We start from the raw sequence: 16,886 nt of genomic DNA on the forward strand, positions 1-16,886 counted from the left end.
GAGGCGGTCCTGTGACCGGGCCGGGCGGCCGGCGTCAGGACGCCGTGTGCGTTCCACGCAGCGGGGCCCCGGCGCGGTGGAGGGAGGCGAGGGCCTGCCGGTACGAGGTAATCAGACCGGTTTCGAGATAGGCCACGCCCAGCTCCTCGCAGTACCGCCTGACGAGGATCTGTGCCTTGCGCAGGTGGGGGCTGGGCATGCTGGGGAACAGGTGGTGCTCGATCTGGTGGTTCAGCCCGCCGAGCGCGAGGTCGGTGAACCATCCGCCGCGCACATTGCGGGAGGTGAGCACCTGCCGGCGCAGGAAGTCCGGGCGGTCCTTCCCGGTCAGGATCGGCATGCCCTTGTGGTTGGGGGCGAAGATCGAGCCGAGATAGACACCGAACAGGCACTGGTGGACGGCGAGGAACGCGACCGCCATGCCCGGCGGAAGCACCAGGAACAGCACGGCGGCGTACACCGCGAAGTGCGCGATGAGCAGCGTGCCCTCCAGCGCGCGCTTCTTCAGCGAGCGGTCGCCCAGCGCCCGTACCCCGGCGACGTGCAGGTTGAAGCCCTCCAGCGTGAGCAACGGGACGTACAGGTACGCCTGCGAGCGTCCGATGAACCGGGGCAGGCCCCTGGCGGCGCGAGCCTGGTCCTGGGACCAGACCAGCAGGTCGGGTGCGACGTCCGGGTCGAGGTCCTCGTGATTGGGGTTGGCGTGGTGGCGGGTGTGCTTGTCCTGCCACCAGCCGTAGCCCATGCCGATACCGGCGTTTCCGGCGATCCGCCCGGTCACCTCGGTCGCCCTGCGCAGCCGGAACACCTGCCGATGGGCCACGTCGTGAGCGAGCAGCGCGACCTGCCCGTAGACCACCGCGAGGAACGCGGCCACCGCCAGCGTCCACCAGCTGGAGCCGGCCAGCGCGAAAGCGGTCCAGCCACCGGCGTACAGCACGGCGACAGCCACGAAACGCAGGGCGTAGTAGCCGGGGCGGCGGGCCATCAGGCCGGTCTCGGCGATCATCCGCGACAACCGGGCGAAGTCACTGCCGACGGCAGGTGAGGGAGGTGCGGAGATATCCGCGGACACGGTGGCAACCCTTTCGGTGGACGTCACCCGGGCCGATGCCGCGGGGTCGCTCCACGCAGCCGGTGGCGGGGTCACGGCCGAACGCGCCCCCAGGGGCGCGTCTCAAGGTTGCGAGAGACTTCCAGAGTACCCCCTATGCCGGTTTCCACCGGGGCCTACCGCCGTATTCAGCCGCGGGAAGGCGGATTCGCGGAGCCGTGCGGACGTACGGCAGGCGCGGATTGCCCGGGTGTAGGCTCACACTGCGTCCCAGACCCCGGCGTGGCCGGCCCGGTTGATCCTCTGACCACCGCTCGAGCGGACCAGACCTCACACCGGCGCCGGCCTGTCCGACAGGCTCCGCCCACAGTCCGATCGCGACCGAGGGGACCCACCCGTGGGTCCGCCCGTCGCGGACAGCCGGGGATCGAGGCATGACTGTCATGCGTACGCTGACCGCCCATCAGAGCGACAACCGCGCGACGATCTTCCTTGAGGGAGAGATCGACCTGGACACCGCCGCCAACGTGACCGCCGCCGTCCGGAACTGCCTCAGCCACGGAGTCGTCCACGTGGACGTCGACCTGGCCCGGCTCACCTTCTGCGACCTCAGCGGTCTGAATGCCTTCCTGACCGCCTCATGGGCCCTCGACGCGGGCGGCGGCCGGCTGCGGCTGCGGCATCCGTCGCCCGCCGTCCACCGAATCTTCGACCTCACCAACACCGTCTTCCTCTTCGACCACGCCGGCGCCGGGCCGCTCCGCTCCCTCCAGCCGAAGGGAGACGAGCCCCCGCCGCCCACTCCGAGGGGGGCGGCGGCGTCCGGTGGTCAGTGACCGCATGGCCGAGGTGGTGCACCTGCTGCGGGAACGCCCCGGGGTCGGCGGCACGGTGCGCCGCGCCGCCGCAGCCCTGGACGTGGACGGGGTCGCCGTCTCCGTCGCCGCGAGGACGAGTGGCGGCGAGATCCTCTGGTGCTCCGGCGACACTTCCCAGCGGTTCGAGGATCTCCAGAGGGTCCTCGGCGAGGGCCCGGGCCCGGACTGCCTGGCCGACGGCACAACGGTACGGGTGGACGATCTGGCGCGCGTGCGCCCCGAGCGGTGGCCGGCTCTGGCCGCGGAGGTGCCGGGCCAGGCAGTACGGGCGGTGTTCTGCTTCCCGCTGCGGATCGGCGCGATCGCGCTCGGCGTCCTGACCGCCGTACGGCGTGCCCCGGGTGGGCTGACCGACGAGCAGAGCGACGACGCCCTCGCCCTGGCGGCCGGGCTGACGACGTGTCTGCTGGAGCGCGGCGACCCGGCCCTGCTGCCCCGGGACGACTCGGACCCGCTGCCCTTCCTGCAGCACGCCGAGGTCCACCAGGCGACCGGGATGGTCAGCGTCCAGCTCGCCGTACCCTTGGCCGAAGCCCTGCTGCGCCTGCGTGCCCACGCCTACAGCAGCGGGCGCACCCTCACCGACACCGCGCGCGACATCGTGGCCAGGCGACTGCGACTTGCTCCCGACACCGACCCCCCGCCACCCGCCGCAGACAAGGACCGGACGCCATGACCAGCCGCGAACAGCAGGTGACCGAGGTCTTCGTGGAGGTCGCCGAGTCCCTGATCGCCGACTTCGACGCCATCGACTTCCTGCAGCGGCTGTCCGTGCGCTGCAGGGAGATCCTGGACGCCGCCGCCGTGGGCATCCTGCTCGCGGACGAGAACGGCCTCCTGCACGTGCTCGCCGCCTCCGACGAAGACACCCGGCTGCTGGAGGTGTTCGCCCTTCAGCACGACCAGGGCCCCTGCGTCGAGTGCTACCGCAGCGGCCGGGCACGCACCCACATCGACCTCACCGACGAGGAAGTGAGCGTGAGCTGGCCGGAGTTCGCCGCCGTGGCCCGGGACATCGGCTTCGTGTCCACCAACGCCCTGCCGCTCCGCCTGCGCGGCCGGGTCATCGGCGCGCTCGGCCTGTTCCAGACCGATCCCGAACCCCTCGCCCCCGCCGACCTCGTTCTGGCGCAGGCCCTGGCCGACGTGGCGACCATCGCGATCCTCCAGCAGCGCACACGGGCCCACACCGAGGCAGAACGCGACCAGCTCCAGTACGCCCTCAACAGCCGCATCGTCATCGAACAGGCCAAGGGCATCCTCGCCGAACGCTGGCAGCTCCCCGTCGACGAGGCCCTGAGCGTCCTGCGCGGCTATGCCCGCGCGCACCACCGCAAGCTCTCCGAACTGGCCCGGGAGATCACCGAGGGCACCGTCGACACGGCTCGGATCAGAAGCGCCCCCGTGCCTCCGCCGCCCGTCTCGCCGCCGTCCCCGACGACGCCGTGACGCCGGCCGGTGCCGTTGCCGATTGCGGTCCCCGGGATGGGAGAAGGCGGGCCGTGAACTGGCAGAGGCCGCGGATCCGGGAGAGGGGAAGAGGAAGCGATCGCAGAGTACGGTCGCGATGAGGGGATGCCGCCCGGGGCCGATCCCTGCCCGCACCGCTTCCGCCCCCTCCCCGCTCCCTCCCCGCGACCGTCCCCGGTGACCGGTTACCGCTTCCGCGTCCGGGCCCGGCGTACGAGCTCCTCGTGCGCCAGACGGCCGACCAGGGCGCCACCGAAGACGACCACACCGACCCCCACCAGCCATGACTCCAGGACCAGGACCGTCCCGATCGGGCCATAGGCGACCGTGTTGGAGGCGATCAGGGGGGAGAAGACCAGCGCGGAGAAGACCCGCAGCCCCAACAGCCCCAGCACGGTGGCGACCGCGCCCGGCAGCAGCGCCCGCCAGCGGACCCTGCCCGTAAGCAGCATGTGCTGGGACCACCACAGGAACACCACGGCGCTCAGGACCGTACCGAGCCCGCCGACCGGCGACCTGCGCGGCAGCGTGGTCGTGGCGACGACGAAGAGGAAACCGGTGAGGACGGCGAGCCACAGCACGTGCCGCCACCGGGCCCACCAGCGGGCCGCGGGCAGGCTCCAGACCCTCTCGTAGCCGGTCTGCACCGCCGCCCCGAGCGACAGCCCGAAAACGGCCAGGGCCGCGAGGCCGAAGCCGGTGGTGGACCGCAGCGCCTGGCCGGGCTGATTGAACAGCTTCTCGACCTGGCCCCGGGCCTCCGCCGACACCCCCAACCCCTCCACCAGCCACTGGGCGAACCCCCGCCCGCGGCCGGGGTCGGCCGAGGCGACGATGATCAGCAGCGGCACCAGCGTGAGCAGCCCCAGCGCCGCGAAGCCCAGGGCCCGCTGACCCAGCTGCAGGTCGGCCCCCCGCCTCCACCCCCGCCCCACGGCCGAGCGGCGCACCGTACGCCGCAGCCGCGAGATCAGGGAGTCGCCCCCCGCGGCATCGGAGGGACGCATCGGCATGCACGTGGACTACCACGGCCGGCTGCCCCGCCCCCGGCACCGGCCCCGGAGCCCCGGCCCCCGTCACACCGCCGGCCGAACTCGGCACGGCGCGCCGGACAGCAGGAGCATCCCCGGCCGGGCAGGGAGAACTGGGACCAGCTCGCCGAGTTCGCGAAGTACGGCGGAGCACCGAGCACCTGACCCGCCGCTGCTTCGAGTGCGAGAAGCGGCCCGGTGCGGTCGGTGATCCGATCGGCGGCGGACGCTCATGGGTGGTCGCCTCATCGGGGCACGTGCGGATCGCGGGTCGGGTGGCTCCGCAGGACCGGTGCGTGGGGCGACCGGTGGTCAGATGACGGGAACCGGCGGGGGGTCGAGCAGGGTGCGGTCGCCGTCGAGGCCGTGGCTCAGCGCTGCCGCGACATCCTCGTGCGGGGCTCCCCATCGCACCGCGCTCGCCTCGTCCAGGTGTCGGTAGTGCTCGTCGCCGAGTTCGAGGCCGAGGGAAGCGAGGTATCCCGCCAGGTGCTTCGGGGTGCGGGGGCCGACGATCGGGATCAACGCCGTCTGCGCGAGCGCGGCCCGGCGCCGCAGCCAGGCCAGGCTGACCTCCGCCGCGCCGGCGCCGACTTCGTCCGCGATCGCCAGCACGGCGTCCACGACGGCGGTGCGCTGCTGCGTGCCCTCGATCGCGTCGCCCCTGGCGCTGAGCCGGCCCGTCGCACCCTGCCGGTACTTGCCGGTGAGCAGCCCTCCGGCCAACGGGGAGTAGCAGAGCACGCCCAGGCCGTGCGCCTGCGCCATCGGCAGCAGTTCCCGTTCGGCCGATCGTTCGGCGAGGCTGTATTCGGTCTGGACCCCGGCCAGAGTGGCCAGGCCGCGCAGGTCGGCCCGGACCGCGGCGCCGGCCACGCGCCAGGCCGGGAAGTTCGACAGCGCACCGTGCAGGATCTTGCCCGAGCGGACCAGGTCGTCGAACCCGGCCAGGATCTCCTCGACCGGAGTGGTCCCGTCGGGGAAGTGCGGCATGAAGACGTCGACGTAGTCGGTCCGCAGACGGCGCAGGCTCGCTTCCAGCGAACGGACCATGACCTTGCGGCTGTTCCCCGTCGTGCCGGGGCGCGGCCGGGCCTGCCTGGTCCCGCTGTACTTGGTGATCACCACGAAGTCGTCGCGGCGGCCGGCGAGGAGCCCGCCCAGCACGGTTTCCGCCTGCCCGTCCTGGTAGATGTCGGACGTGTCGAACGTCGTGCCGCCCGCGTCGACGAACGCCTCGAAGATCTGCCGCGAGCCCTCAGCGCCCGCGCCGGCGTCCGAGGTGGCGAAGTTCGCCGTCCCCAGCACGTACTCCGACACGCGCAGTCCGGTCCGCCGGCCGAAGGTCTGGTAACGCAAGGCGTCTCCTGGAGGGTGGGGTGCGAGGTAGGCTCGATCACCGTAACAAAAAAAGCGAAGGGTCGCTCTTTTTTATGCCCAAGGTCAGCCAGGCACACCTCGACGCCCGCCGTCAGCAGATCCTCGACGCCGCCCGCGCCCGGTTCGCCGGTCACGGCTTCGCCCACACGTCCATGGCCGACATCGTCGCCGAGTCCGGGCTCTCCATCGGGGCCATCTACCGGTACTTCACCAGCAAGGAGGAGATCGTCGTCGGCGTCTGCGAGCAGGCGGGCGGAGCCCTGCCGCAGTCCCTCACCGCCGAGACCGTCAGCGGCTTCCTGGAACACGTGCGCGCGATGGCGCGCGAGAAGGGCCACGCCCGGCTGGTGGCCCAGATCTACGCGGAAGCAGCCCTGTCACCGTCGCTGGCGACCGTCGTCCGGCAGCAACTCGCTGCCCAGCGGGCCGCGGTGGCCGCCTTGGTACCCGATCACCGGCGGGGGGATGCCGAGCAGATCGCCGAGGCGTTCGTGGCGCTGTGCAGCAGCTACAGCCAGCAGCTGGCGATCCGCGGCGATGTGGACCCCGCGCCCTTCACCGCGGCCCTGATGGCGATCGTCGAGGGACAGCCGGCCCCGCCTGAGAGCAGGCGGACGGTGGACCGGCGCCGGCCCGGCTCACCGGACTCTCCCTGATCGCCACCTCGGCCGGCGCCCGGGTGGACGACTCCACGGGGTGAGGCCCAGGCAACAGAGCGTTCACCATGCCCGAACCCGGCCGGAACGGGCGGCACTTACGGTCTCGGGACACCCCCAAGGCCCACGACCTCCCCCGGACGCCGCCGACGTCGGCCGGGATGTCGCACGATCGCTCACCCGCCAGGTACCCCCACACCGCGAAGGGCTGACCATGAGCGCCATCGAACCCCCCGAGACAGCGGAAGTACCGGGCTCCGGCACGGAGCAGGTGACGAAGGAGACCCTGGAGGACTACACCCTCCGGTTCGCACCGCGCAGCTACCGCCGCTGGACGCCGATGGTCGTGGCGACCACGGCCCTCGGCGGCATCGCCTACATGGCGGACTTCTCGATCGGGGCCGGCATCGGCCTCGCCCACGGCACCGGCAACGCGCTCCTCGCCATCGCGGTCGCCGCCGTCGTCATCTTCGTGACCGGCTTTCCGCTCGCCTACTACGGCGCCCGCTACAACATCGATCTGGACCTGATCACGCGGGGCTCCGGCTTCGGCTACTACGGTTCGGTCCTCACCAGCGTCATCTTCGCCAGCTTCACCTTCATCTTCTTCGCCCTCGAAGGCTCGATCATGGCCCAGGGGCTCAAACTGGGGCTCGGGCTGCCGCTCTGGCTCGGCTACCTGGTCTCCACGTTCATGGTCATCCCGCTGGTGATCTACGGCATGAAGGCGCTCAGCAAACTCCAGGTGTGGACGACGCCGATCTGGCTGCTGCTCATGGTCGGGCCGCTGGTCTACCTGATCGCCTCCGACCCGGGCACCGTCGACCGCTTCCTCGGGTATGCCGGCACCGGCGGCGACGGCGCCGTGGACACCGCGTCCGTGCTGCTCGGCGCCGGCGTGTGCCTCTCGCTCATCGCGCAGATCGGCGAGCAGATCGACTACCTGCGGTTCATGCCGCCCAGGACGCGGGCCAACCGGCGGGCCTGGTGGACGGGGGTGCTGGTGGCGGGACCGGGCTGGGTGGTGCTCGGCGCCCTGAAGCAGACCATCGGCGCGTTCCTCGCCGTGTACGTCATCGCCAAGGTCGGCTCCTCGGCGGCACCCGAGCCGATCCAGCAGTTCAAGGGCGCCTTCGACGCCATGATGCCCTCGTGGCTGGTGATCCCGCTGGCCGTCGCCCTCGTCGTCATCAGCCAGATCAAGATCAACGTCACCAACGCCTATTCGGGCTCGCTCGCCTGGACGAACTCCTTCACCCGGGTCACCAGGCACTACCCCGGCCGCATGGTCTTCGTCCTGGTCAACCTGGGATTCGCGCTGGCGCTGATGGAGGCCGACATGTTCAGCTTCCTGAACAGCATCCTCGGCTTCTACTCCAACTGCGCCATCGCCTGGGTCGTCACGGTGGCCACCGACATCGGCGTCAACAAGTACGTACTGAAGATCTCCCCGCTCCAGCCGGAGTTCCGCCGCGGCATGCTGTACGCGGTCAATCCGGTCGGTGTCGTCTCCTTCGTCGCCGCGTCGGGGCTGTCGATCGCGCTGTACTTCCACGCCCTGGGCGACACCCTCCAGCCGTACTCCCCGGTGGCCGCCGCCCTGCTCGCCTTCGTCCTCACCCCCGTCATGGCCGTCGCCACCAAGGGCCGGTACTACCTGCGCCGCACCGACGACGGCATGACGGAACCGCTGCTGGACGCCGACGGCAACCCCAGCGCCCTCACCCTCGACTGCCACGTCTGCCGGCAGCCCTACGAGCGGCCGGACCTGGCAGCCTGCGTGACCCACGCGTCGGTGGTCTGCTCCCTGTGCCTGAGCACCGACAAGGTCGGCGACCACGTCCTGCCCGCGGTGCCCACGGCCGGCTGAAGCACGCGCCGCCCGCGAGGCGAGGCAGTCACCGCGGACGCGGCAATGCCGGTCACTTGCGGCCCGCGTTGGCCGGGTGCGCCGCGGTGCTGCCGACCGGCCGCGCGACCGGCTCGACGGCGGCCCGCGGCTTGAGCGCCAGCGCGAGGGCGGCGCCGACCGCCATGATGACCACGGTGATCCACACGGCGTTGCCGTACCCGCGGGCCTGGGCGTCGGCGAGGCTGCCGCCGGTCAGTCCGCCGGTGTTCCGGCCGGCGACGGCGACGAGGACCGCCAGGCCGATGGCGTTGCCCAGGCTGAGGGTCGTGGTGGCCATGCCGTTGGCCACTCCCTGCTCCTGGGGGCTGACGCCGGTGGCGGCCGCGATCCACATGGCCGTCCAGACCACGCCCTGGCCGAGCCCCGAGACGACGAGGCCGGGCAGGAGCGCGGCGTAGCCGGAGTGGTGGTGGAAGCCCAGGGTCATCACCGCTGTGCCCACCGCCCCGACGAGCAGACCGGCGATCAGGGCGGTACGGGCACCGATCCGGTTGCTCAGGCGCTCGCCGAGTTGGGTACCGGTGGCGATGGCGACGGAGGGCACCAGGAAGGCCAGTCCCGTCTGCAGGGCGTCCATGCCGTGCACGCCCTGCAGGAGGTTGGTCAGGAAGTAGGGCAGGGTGCCGAAGGAGGCCATGTAGAGGAAGGTGATGGTGACCGCGACGACCAGGGAGCGGTTGCCGAGCAGGGCGGGGGGCATCAGCGGGTCGGAGGAGCGGGTCTCGATGACGGCGAAGGCCGCCAGCAGGGCCGCGGCCAGGACGAACGCGGTGATGTCGGATGCCGAGCCCCATCCGTTGACCGGTCCCTCGACCAGCCCGAAGACCAGCAGGGTGGCGCCGCCGGTGACGGTGAGCGCGCCCGGCAGGTCGAAGCGGCGGCGGGACCGGGCCGATGTGTCGGCCGGGATGTAGACGAGGGCGCCGGTGATCGCGACTGCCGCGAGGGGCACGTTGACGAAGAAGACGGCCGGCCAGCCCAGGTTCTGGGTGAGGATGCCGCCGAGCAGGGCGCCCACGGTCAGGCCGGAGGCGCCTGCCCCGCCCCACACCGCCAGCGCCCGATTGCGTTTGGGCCCCTCCTCGAAGAGCGTGCTGATCAGGGACAACGTCGCCGGCAGCAGCAGCGCGCCGCCGATGCCCTGGACGGCGCGCGCGACGATGATCACCGAGGTGGTGGAGGCCAGGCCGCCGGCGAGGGAGGAGACCCCGTAGACGCTCAGGGCGGTGATGAAGGTGCGCCGCCGGCCGAGCAGGTCGGCGGCGCGTCCACCGAGCAGCAGGAAGCCGCCGGAGAAGACGGTGTAGGCGCCGATGACCCACTGCTGGGTCTGGTCGGTGAAGCCCAGGTGGCTGCTGATGTCGGGCAGTGCGACGAAGACGATGTTGATGTCGAGGGAGAAGATCAGCTGAGCCAGGGCCAAGGTGGCGAGGATCAGCCCGGTGTGACGGTGGACGGGTCCGATGGACATGGGCGGGCCTTCCGGAGCACAGACGCTATGACTGTACGAGTACATTGGTACTTTAGCGGGGTCGGGCTCGCCTCGCCTCTCCCGAAAGAGGGAAAGTTCGACCGTACTGGCAAGTACGTACTGTTCGACTATCATGGCGGCATGCGCGCCCATCACCCCACGCTCGACCAGATGCGGCTGGAGAATGTGCTGGCCGCCCTCTCCAACCCGATGCGGCTGACCGTGGTCAGAAGGCTCGCCGAGGGTGGGCAGCATCCTTGCGGCTCGGTGCTGTCCGGGGTGTCGAAGTCGACGCTGACCCACCACTGGCGGGTCCTGCGGGACGCCGGGGTGATCTGGCAGCAGCCCTCGGGGCGGGAGAACCTGCTCTCCCTGCGCCGTGAGGATCTCGACGCGCGGTTCCCGGGGCTGCTCGACGCGGTCCTGGCCAACCTCACCGCGGAAGAGGCCGAGCCCGGCGCCGCGCCCGGCGGCCGCGACTAGCCCGGCCCCTCCGTTCCGCCGGCCGCCGGCGTCAGTCGTCCGGCCCGATCAGACGGTCGGCCAGCTCGGCACAGCGCAGGATGTCCGCCGCCCGCGGCAGTACGCTCCCGGCGCCGCGGAGTTCGCCCACGAAGGCGTGCACGGCGTCGGCGGCGGCCGGGGCGGGTCCGCGGTGCACGGTGCGCGGCCCCGAACTCCCGTTGACGAGGGTGAGTTCACCGCGGTCGACCACCGCGCGTCCGTGGCTGCCGTCCATCGCGACGCGCAGGCCGCCGGGCCGTGAGGTCCACCCGGTGTGCAGCGTCACCAGCGCGGGCCCCCAGCGCAGCAGCGCGGATCCCGCCACCACCGGTCCGGCGCGAGCGGACCGGGTCCTGTCCGCCGCGCACACCGTCAGCGGCCAGTCGGGTCGTATCCACAGCAGCACGTCCAGCAGGTGGACGGCCAGATCGGCCAGGGCGCCGCCGGGCGCCTGCTCCTCGTCGCCCATCCAGGCCGCGGCGCCCGTGAACACGCCGTCCCACCAGCCCGGATGGCTGAAATCGGCGTGTACGGCCGCGATGTCGCCCAGCGTGCCGGCCGCCACCGCGTGCCGGAGCGCGGCGAACACCGGGCTGCAGCGCAGGAACATCGCCGTGGTGAGGTGCCCCTGCCACCGCCGCAACAGGGCGGCGGTGGCGTCGGCGGACCTGGCGAGGGGCTTCTCCGCGAGTACGGGCAGGTGGACATCGGTCATCTCGGCGAGCAGCCGTTCGCGGTCCGCCGGGGAACCGCCCAGGATCACCGCGTCCGCCTGCGGCAGACCGGCGGCGCGGGACAGGCCGGGGCGGTCCAGGGCGGCGAGGTGGTCGGCGAGATGGACGTGCGAGGTGCCGAGCAGGGCGATGCGCAGGGGCTTCACACCACGCTCGGTTCCTGCGCGATGCGGGTGAACGACCGGTTGCAGGAGACGAGCGGCGCTTCGCCGGTGAGCGTGGCCTGCTCCACCCGTCCCACGACGATGGAGTGGTCCCCTCCGTCCATGACGCAGTACAGGGTGCACGACAACCGGGCGGTGGCTTCGGGCAGTCCGGGCAGCTGCGACTCGCAGGGGGACATGTCGCCGGCCGCGAAGCGGTCGATGCCGGATGTGGCGAAGCGGCGGGCCACCTCGGCCTGCCCGGCCGAGAGCACGTTGACCAGGAAACGGTCGCAGGTGGTGAACGCGGCGTGGGTCGAGGCGCCTTTGCCGAGGCAGATGAGGATCAGCGGCGGGTCGGCGGACAGCGAGGTGAACGAGCTTCCGGTGAAGCCCCATCGTCTTCCGGAGGCGTCGACGGTGGTGGCGACCGCGACCGGTGACGGGACGGTGGCCATGGCGTTGAAGAACTCGGGCAGTACGGACATGGGTTCGCGGGTCCTCTCGCGGTGGGACGGCGCGGCCGGTCCGGCCGGAGGGGCCGAGGTGCCCGCCCCGCCCCGGGGGGAGCGGTCGGGTCGGCGGGCGGGCACCTCGGCCCGGCAGGGGATCCGTCAGCGGAAGTCGATGACGGTCTTCATGTGGTGGGTGGAGCGGTAGCTGCGCAGGATCTCGACGAGCTGGGTGTAGTCGTCGAAGGGGCAGACCTGCGTCTGCAGCGCGCCGGCGTCGACGATGCCGGACCGGATCATGTGCATGGCGGACGCGATGACGTTGGCCGTGCGGTGCATGGGGAAGGAGTGGACGTCGAACGGCGCGGCGGTGATGTTGATGCCCTTGGCGAGCATCAGCCAGGTGTCGAACTTCTGCATCTCCTGCGAGGCGCCGTACAGCACGTACTTGCCGCGCGGCGCCAGCTTGCGCATGGCCACCCGCCTCGGGTCCTGGTCCTCGTCGTCGACCTTGACCGTCGGCAGGGTGTCGAAGACGTAGTCGATGCTGTTGAGCGGCACCGTCTCCTCGAACTCCTCGGGCACGTAGGCGTGGTCGGCGAACTGGCCCTTGGCGAAGACGTTGCGGTGCTTGTTGAGGTCGACGCAGACGACCTCGTGCGGGGCGAACAGCCGCTTGATGACCGATCCGGCGATGACGGCGATGGGGCCGGCGCCCAGGATGGCGACGCGGTCGCCGGGGGCGGGCGGGTTGGTCAGCAAGGAGCGCAGCGCGCCGGTGGTGGGCTCGATGAGGGAGGCGTGCAGGTCGTCGAGGTCGTCGGGGACCTTGACGGCCGAGGCCATGCGGTCGTCGTGGAAGTAGCGGTCGGCCCAGTACACGTCCGACTTGGTCTCGCCGGAGAAGATGGGCCGCACCGAGCGGTATTCGGCGAAGCCGCCGAAGTCGGTCTGCCCCCAGTAGACGACGCGGTCGCCGATGGCGATGGGGGTGGAGCTGTCGAAGTCGGGGCCGATCTGGACGACTTCGCCGAGGTACTCGTGCCCGAGGATGACCGGGTAGACGTCCGGGAAGAGGTGTCCCTCGAAGTACGAGATGTCGGTCGAGCAGATGGAGACGCAGCGCGTCTTCAGCAGCAGGCCGTCGGCCGGAACACCGGGGACCGGCAGTGTCGACAGCGCCGGTGTCAGGGGAGCGAGGAGCTCGACGGCTTTCATCGTGGCCGGTACCGCGGGTTCCGCGGGCGAGGCCAGGTCGTCCAGCATGGTGCTGATGCTCATGGAAACGGATGCCCTTTCGTAGGCGTCGTCCAGCCACCGCCGTGCACCGGGTGGGTCGCGGGCGGGGCGTGGAGCAGCGGACGTGCGAAGGCGCTTCCTTGCTCGGTGGTCCTACCGGCGGGCGCGCAGGGCGCCGCCGAGCAGGTACTCGCCGACCATCTCGTAGTTGGCCGGGGCGAGAGTGATGTGCTTCACGGCGGTGTGGACGTCGCGGAAGCAGCGCTCCAGCGGGTGCGAGCGGTAGGTGGAGGTCGCGCCGGCCATCTCGTACACCGCGTCCACGGCCTCTGTGGCGCTCTGCGCGGCGAACGTGCAGGCCAGCCGTACCAGGGCGGACAGTTCGTCGCCCCCGGTGTCCCCGTGGTGCTCCGCGTGCCACGCGGCGTCGTCGACCAGGGTGTGCGCCGCGCGTACCGACGCCCGGGCCCTGGCCAGCCGGTCCTGCACGGTGTGGCTGTTCTTGAGGGTGACCTTGCCCTCCGAGGGGACCTTGGAGGCGGCGAGTTCGGTGAAGGTGTCCAGGGCCAGGTCCGCGATGCCCAGGACGGTCGCGGCAGCGGTGAAGGGACCGAAGTCGTAGTAGCCGATGCCGTAGCCGCGCGACGCGCGGGGGGCCGCGGGACGGGTCATGTCGGCGCCGTCCACCGTGTGGTCCTCGGGCACGAACACGTCGTGGATCGCGTAGTCGTGCGACCCGGTGGCGGCCAGCCCGGTGGTGTACCAGGTGTCCAGCATGGTGACGTCGGCGATCGGCGTGAACAGCATCCGCACCTCGCCGGTGGGAGCGCCGCCCTCGGTGACCCGGGCCGCGGACACGATCCAGGCCGCGCCCGCGGAGCCGGAGGCGAAGCCCCACCTGCCCGACAGCCGGAAGCCGCCGGCGACCCGTTCGGCGGTGCCGGTGGGATGGACCGATCCCACCACGAGCTTGTCGTGCGTGGAGAAGATGGTGCGGGCGGCATCCTCAGGGAGGTAATCGGAGATCCTCCCGATGGCTCCTTGAACACCGACTTGCCAGGAAACCGAGGCGTCGTGGCGGGAAATCAGCTGGATGACCGCGATACCCGCGGACAGTGTTGCCCCGCCTCCGCCCAGGGCGCGGGAAACCCACATCCGGTGCAGGCCGGCCTCGGACAATTCGGCGAAGACTTGCGGTGATGAGGCCCGGTTCACCTCGGCCTTGTCGCGGTCCGCGTCGACCGCTCCCAGTACCGCCGCGGCCCGGTCCAGCCAGTACGCGGTGTCCGGCGTACGCGGTGGTCGGGCCGGCAGTGCCGGCGCGCCTACCGATGGCTGCGCATCCATGAAACCCCCATGTCACATCAGAGTACGTCTGTACGAGTACATGCGTACGAACATCGCAATGGTAAGCACGAGGTAGCCGGTCGCGTACCCACCGAGAGTGGCGGCGGGCTCTTTTGGACAACCGCGCCGATTGCATCCGCGGGAGATCGACCAGGACCGAACCCGCAGGGTGGGACCCGATCGCAGAGATTCGTTGAGTAATCAATTGAAAACGGTCCACCGGCCGCCGATACCGGGCAATGTCCCGAACGTTTCCGGGGATTCCCCTGCCGTTTCCGGCACGGCTGGGCATTGTCCCGAAAATTCCGGTCTGCAACGGCGAAGGCATGCCTGGTTTACGGCCACGTTCGGAAAAGGTTTCCACGCGGCATCCGGGCGGCCCGGGGACGATCCGCCGCAGAACATGGCCGGAACCGTCGACCTGTCGGGCGGCAACGGCGGAGGGGGGCGCCGCACAAGGCCGGCCGGGAGGGGTACGGGAGGCCCGAAGGCCGGGCGTGCGGCCGGGTACGCACGCCGGGCGGGCCGCGCGAGGAGCCGTTGGCCGGCGCCACGCACGTCAACCGTGCCTCGCCGCCCTCGTGGGGGCTGCTACCGGCCGGGCTCTTCCGCCACGGCACCGGTGTCGGCCGCGCCGGTCCTGGCGCGCAGGGCGGACTTCTTCGCCAGGTTCCCGCAGGTGTTCATGGAGCACCAACGGCGGCGGCCGGGCCGGGAGTTGTCGATGAACAGCGCCCCGCAGCCCGAGTTGGCGCACGCGCGCACCCGGTCGATGTCCGGTGAGGCCGCCAAGTCGAGGGCGTCGCGGGCGACGAGTGCCAGCACCGCGAGCACCGGGTCGGCGGCGGAGAACCGCAGTCTTCCCGAGGCGTCCAGCCATGGGGCCGGTACCGGCGACCGGGCGGCGGTGTTGACGGTCTCGCGTGCGCCGGCCGGGCAGCCCGCCGGCCCCTCGGGCCCGCGGGCGGCGGCGATCAGCAGGTGCACCGCCTCACGGAGGGTCCGGGCCCGCTCGTCGTACGGCACGCCGCCGGCGCCGTCCGGCCAGGCCTCACGGTCCGCCGGCTCCAGTCCGGGCGGGCCGAAGCGCTCCACCCAGGCGGCCAACTGCCGCAGCCCGGGCAGCTCCTCCACGGCTTCCGCGCTGTCCCGGTGGCGCAGCGTCCGGATGAAGTCCAGGCACAGCCGCCCGGCTCCCGAACGGAAGGCGGGGACCTCGGCGGCGACTGGCATGGCCCCACATTACTGCCCGGCGAACCGGTCGGACTGGTACCGTCAGAACCGGTAAAACCGGTTCCCGCTGACACGCGACTCCACGAGGTGCTCCTGGTGAACGATCGCCGATTAGTCCGGCCCGCCGACGAGTCCCCCACCGGCCCGAAACGGTCGCTCGTCATGACGCTCGCGCTCGCCTGCGGCGTGGGCGTCGCCAACATCTACTTCCCGCAGGCCATCACCCCGCTCATCGCCCACGGCCTTCGGGTGCGCACCGGCCTGGCGGCAGCGGCGGTGACGGCGGCCCAGTTCGGTTACGCGGTCGGCATCTTCTTCCTCGTGCCACTCGGCGACCGGCTGGTGCACCGCAAGCTGATCCCCGCGCTGCTCGGTATCACCGGCCTCGGCCTGATCGGTGCCGGTACGGCTCCGGACCTGGCCGTACTGGTCGTCGCCAGCGCGGTCGTCGGCGCCGTCACCGTGGTGCCGCAGATCATCATCCCGATGGCGGCCGGCCTGGTGGCGGCCGACCGGCGGGGCGCTGTCACCGGCACGCTGCTCAGCGGCCTGATCGGCGGCATCCTGCTGGCCCGCACCTTCAGCGGGGTGCTCGGCCAGTGGCTGGGCTGGCGAGCGCCCTATCTGGTGGCCGCCGCCCTGATCCTGATCCTCGCGGCCGTCATGACCGCCGTGTTGCCCGCCACCGTCCCGACCTCCCAGGAGCGCTACCCGCGCCTGGTCACCGCCTCGCTGCGGCTGCTGCGCGAGGAGCCCGACCTGCGGCGCTCGTGCGTGTACCAGGCCACCGTCTTCGCCGGCTTCAGCGCCGCCTGGACCAGCCTCACGCTCTACGTCACCGGCCCGGCGTACCACTTGGGCGCCTCGGCGGTGGGCCTGATCGCGCTCGTCGGCGCGGCCAGCATGTTCTGCACCCCGATCGCCGGCCGCCGCACCGACCGCGACGGCCCCGACGCGATCAATCTGGTCTGCATCCTGGGCGCGCTGCTCGCCTCTGGCATCCTTGCCTTCGGATCGGCCGGAGGCGCCTTCGGCATCGTGGTGCTGACCGTCGGCATGCTGGTACTGGACGTCTCCATGCAGAGCGGTCAGGTCGCCAACCAGGCCCGCATCTTCGTCCTGCGCCCCGAGGCACGCGGCCGCCTCAACACCGCCTACATGACCTGTGCCTTCCTGGGCGGCAGCGCGGGCTCATGGCTGGGAGTCCGCGCGTACGACCTGCTGGGCTGGCCAGGCGTCTGCGAACTGCTCGCCGTCCTGCCGGCGCTCGCCCTGGCCCGCCACGTGGTCCACCTTGCGGCCCGCAGCCGCGCCACACCGCAGGACACCCCGGCCGAGAGCGCGGACAAGGTGGCGCTCTGATCGACACCGCGCAGGGGGTG

Annotated in this window: 16 protein-coding genes; 7 read left to right on the top strand and 9 right to left on the bottom strand. The window is 71.6% G+C overall.

The window, feature by feature from the left end:
* Positions 1-34: 34 nt before the first annotated feature.
* Positions 35-1,075, bottom strand: a complete 1,041-nt coding sequence (locus BLR33_RS06515; RefSeq protein ID WP_245771220.1) for a fatty acid desaturase family protein — start codon at positions 1,073-1,075, stop codon at positions 35-37.
* Positions 1,076-1,488: 413 nt separating this feature from the next.
* Between BLR33_RS06515 and BLR33_RS06520 the strand changes: the two genes are divergently transcribed.
* From BLR33_RS06520 to BLR33_RS06530, 3 genes are read left to right on the top strand one after another with little or no spacing between them, the layout of a single operon-like run.
* The gene (locus BLR33_RS06520) at positions 1,489-1,890 is read left to right on the top strand and encodes an STAS domain-containing protein (protein ID WP_093783331.1); all 402 of its coding nucleotides are present in this window, start codon (positions 1,489-1,491) and stop codon (positions 1,888-1,890) included.
* Between the two features lie 4 nt (positions 1,891-1,894).
* Positions 1,895-2,608 carry an ANTAR domain-containing protein gene (locus BLR33_RS06525; protein WP_093783332.1) on the top strand — a complete coding sequence of 238 codons (714 nt, stop codon included), beginning with the start codon at positions 1,895-1,897 and terminating at the stop codon, positions 2,606-2,608.
* A complete protein-coding gene (locus BLR33_RS06530) occupies positions 2,605-3,381 on the top strand; it encodes a GAF and ANTAR domain-containing protein (RefSeq protein WP_093783333.1) in 777 nt (258 codons plus the stop codon). The genes BLR33_RS06525 and BLR33_RS06530 overlap by 4 nt, the downstream gene beginning before the upstream one ends.
* Before the next feature lie 206 nt (positions 3,382-3,587).
* Here BLR33_RS06530 and BLR33_RS06535 read toward each other — a convergent pair whose 3' ends face one another.
* On the bottom strand, positions 3,588-4,415 hold the full coding sequence (locus BLR33_RS06535; protein WP_093783334.1) for a YhjD/YihY/BrkB family envelope integrity protein: 828 nt from the start codon (positions 4,413-4,415) through the stop codon (positions 3,588-3,590).
* Between the two features lie 330 nt (positions 4,416-4,745).
* The gene (locus BLR33_RS06540) at positions 4,746-5,792 is read right to left on the bottom strand and encodes an aldo/keto reductase (protein WP_093783335.1); all 1,047 of its coding nucleotides are present in this window, start codon (positions 5,790-5,792) and stop codon (positions 4,746-4,748) included.
* A gap of 74 nt (positions 5,793-5,866) precedes the next feature.
* Here BLR33_RS06540 and BLR33_RS06545 point away from each other — a divergent pair, with 74 nt between their 5' ends.
* Entirely contained in the window at positions 5,867-6,469 is a 603-nt protein-coding gene (locus BLR33_RS06545; protein WP_093783336.1) for a TetR/AcrR family transcriptional regulator, read from the top strand.
* Positions 6,470-6,683: 214 nt separating this feature from the next.
* The gene (locus BLR33_RS06550) at positions 6,684-8,339 is read left to right on the top strand and encodes a purine-cytosine permease family protein (protein ID WP_093783337.1); all 1,656 of its coding nucleotides are present in this window, start codon (positions 6,684-6,686) and stop codon (positions 8,337-8,339) included.
* A gap of 52 nt (positions 8,340-8,391) precedes the next feature.
* Here the strand turns inward: BLR33_RS06550 and BLR33_RS06555 are convergent, their stop codons facing one another.
* On the bottom strand, positions 8,392-9,852 hold the full coding sequence (locus BLR33_RS06555) for an MFS transporter (RefSeq protein ID WP_176930167.1): 1,461 nt from the start codon (positions 9,850-9,852) through the stop codon (positions 8,392-8,394).
* 141 nt (positions 9,853-9,993) lie between these two features.
* Between BLR33_RS06555 and BLR33_RS06560 the strand changes: the two genes are divergently transcribed.
* Complete coding sequence (locus BLR33_RS06560) at positions 9,994-10,335, top strand: ArsR/SmtB family transcription factor (RefSeq protein WP_093783338.1); 342 nt, start codon at positions 9,994-9,996, stop codon at positions 10,333-10,335.
* A 31-nt stretch (positions 10,336-10,366) separates the two neighbouring features.
* Here the strand turns inward: BLR33_RS06560 and BLR33_RS06565 are convergent, their stop codons facing one another.
* The 5 genes from BLR33_RS06565 to BLR33_RS06585 form a co-directional block, all read right to left on the bottom strand.
* Positions 10,367-11,236: a Gfo/Idh/MocA family protein gene (locus tag BLR33_RS06565; protein WP_093783339.1), complete on the bottom strand. Its 870-nt coding sequence runs from the start codon at positions 11,234-11,236 to the stop codon at positions 10,367-10,369.
* Entirely contained in the window at positions 11,233-11,721 is a 489-nt protein-coding gene (locus BLR33_RS06570; protein ID WP_093783340.1) for a flavin reductase family protein, read from the bottom strand. Before BLR33_RS06570 ends, BLR33_RS06565 begins: the two co-directional genes overlap by 4 nt.
* A 126-nt stretch (positions 11,722-11,847) precedes the next feature.
* Complete coding sequence (locus BLR33_RS06575) at positions 11,848-12,966, bottom strand: zinc-dependent alcohol dehydrogenase (RefSeq protein WP_245771221.1); 1,119 nt, start codon at positions 12,964-12,966, stop codon at positions 11,848-11,850.
* A 111-nt stretch (positions 12,967-13,077) separates the two neighbouring features.
* A complete protein-coding gene (locus tag BLR33_RS06580) occupies positions 13,078-14,271 on the bottom strand; it encodes an acyl-CoA dehydrogenase family protein (protein ID WP_093783341.1) in 1,194 nt (397 codons plus the stop codon).
* A 591-nt stretch (positions 14,272-14,862) separates the two neighbouring features.
* Positions 14,863-15,504, bottom strand: a complete 642-nt coding sequence (locus tag BLR33_RS06585) for a CGNR zinc finger domain-containing protein (RefSeq protein ID WP_093783342.1) — start codon at positions 15,502-15,504, stop codon at positions 14,863-14,865.
* A gap of 162 nt (positions 15,505-15,666) precedes the next feature.
* Here BLR33_RS06585 and BLR33_RS06590 point away from each other — a divergent pair, with 162 nt between their 5' ends.
* Positions 15,667-16,866 carry an MFS transporter gene (locus BLR33_RS06590; protein ID WP_093783343.1) on the top strand — a complete coding sequence of 400 codons (1,200 nt, stop codon included), beginning with the start codon at positions 15,667-15,669 and terminating at the stop codon, positions 16,864-16,866.
* Positions 16,867-16,886: the final 20 nt, after the last annotated feature.

Origin of the sequence: Actinacidiphila guanduensis (assembly GCF_900103985.1) — a bacterium.
Classification (GTDB): Bacteria; Actinomycetota; Actinomycetes; order Streptomycetales; family Streptomycetaceae; genus Actinacidiphila; species Actinacidiphila guanduensis.

Coding starts and splice junctions, on each gene's coding strand:
- BLR33_RS06520 (WP_093783331.1), top strand. CDS start 1,489: ATGACTGTCATGCGTACGCTGACCGCCCATCAGAGCGACAACCGCGCG.
- BLR33_RS06525 (WP_093783332.1), top strand. CDS start 1,895: ATGGCCGAGGTGGTGCACCTGCTGCGGGAACGCCCCGGGGTCGGCGGC.
- BLR33_RS06530 (WP_093783333.1), top strand. CDS start 2,605: ATGACCAGCCGCGAACAGCAGGTGACCGAGGTCTTCGTGGAGGTCGCC.
- BLR33_RS06535 (WP_093783334.1), bottom strand. CDS start 4,415: ATGCCGATGCGTCCCTCCGATGCCGCGGGGGGCGACTCCCTGATCTCG.
- BLR33_RS06545 (WP_093783336.1), top strand. CDS start 5,867: ATGCCCAAGGTCAGCCAGGCACACCTCGACGCCCGCCGTCAGCAGATC.
- BLR33_RS06550 (WP_093783337.1), top strand. CDS start 6,684: ATGAGCGCCATCGAACCCCCCGAGACAGCGGAAGTACCGGGCTCCGGC.
- BLR33_RS06555 (WP_176930167.1), bottom strand. CDS start 9,852: ATGTCCATCGGACCCGTCCACCGTCACACCGGGCTGATCCTCGCCACC.
- BLR33_RS06560 (WP_093783338.1), top strand. CDS start 9,994: ATGCGCGCCCATCACCCCACGCTCGACCAGATGCGGCTGGAGAATGTG.
- BLR33_RS06570 (WP_093783340.1), bottom strand. CDS start 11,721: ATGTCCGTACTGCCCGAGTTCTTCAACGCCATGGCCACCGTCCCGTCA.
- BLR33_RS06575 (WP_245771221.1), bottom strand. CDS start 12,966: ATGAGCATCAGCACCATGCTGGACGACCTGGCCTCGCCCGCGGAACCC.
- BLR33_RS06580 (WP_093783341.1), bottom strand. CDS start 14,271: ATGGATGCGCAGCCATCGGTAGGCGCGCCGGCACTGCCGGCCCGACCA.
- BLR33_RS06585 (WP_093783342.1), bottom strand. CDS start 15,504: ATGCCAGTCGCCGCCGAGGTCCCCGCCTTCCGTTCGGGAGCCGGGCGG.
- BLR33_RS06590 (WP_093783343.1), top strand. CDS start 15,667: ATGACGCTCGCGCTCGCCTGCGGCGTGGGCGTCGCCAACATCTACTTC.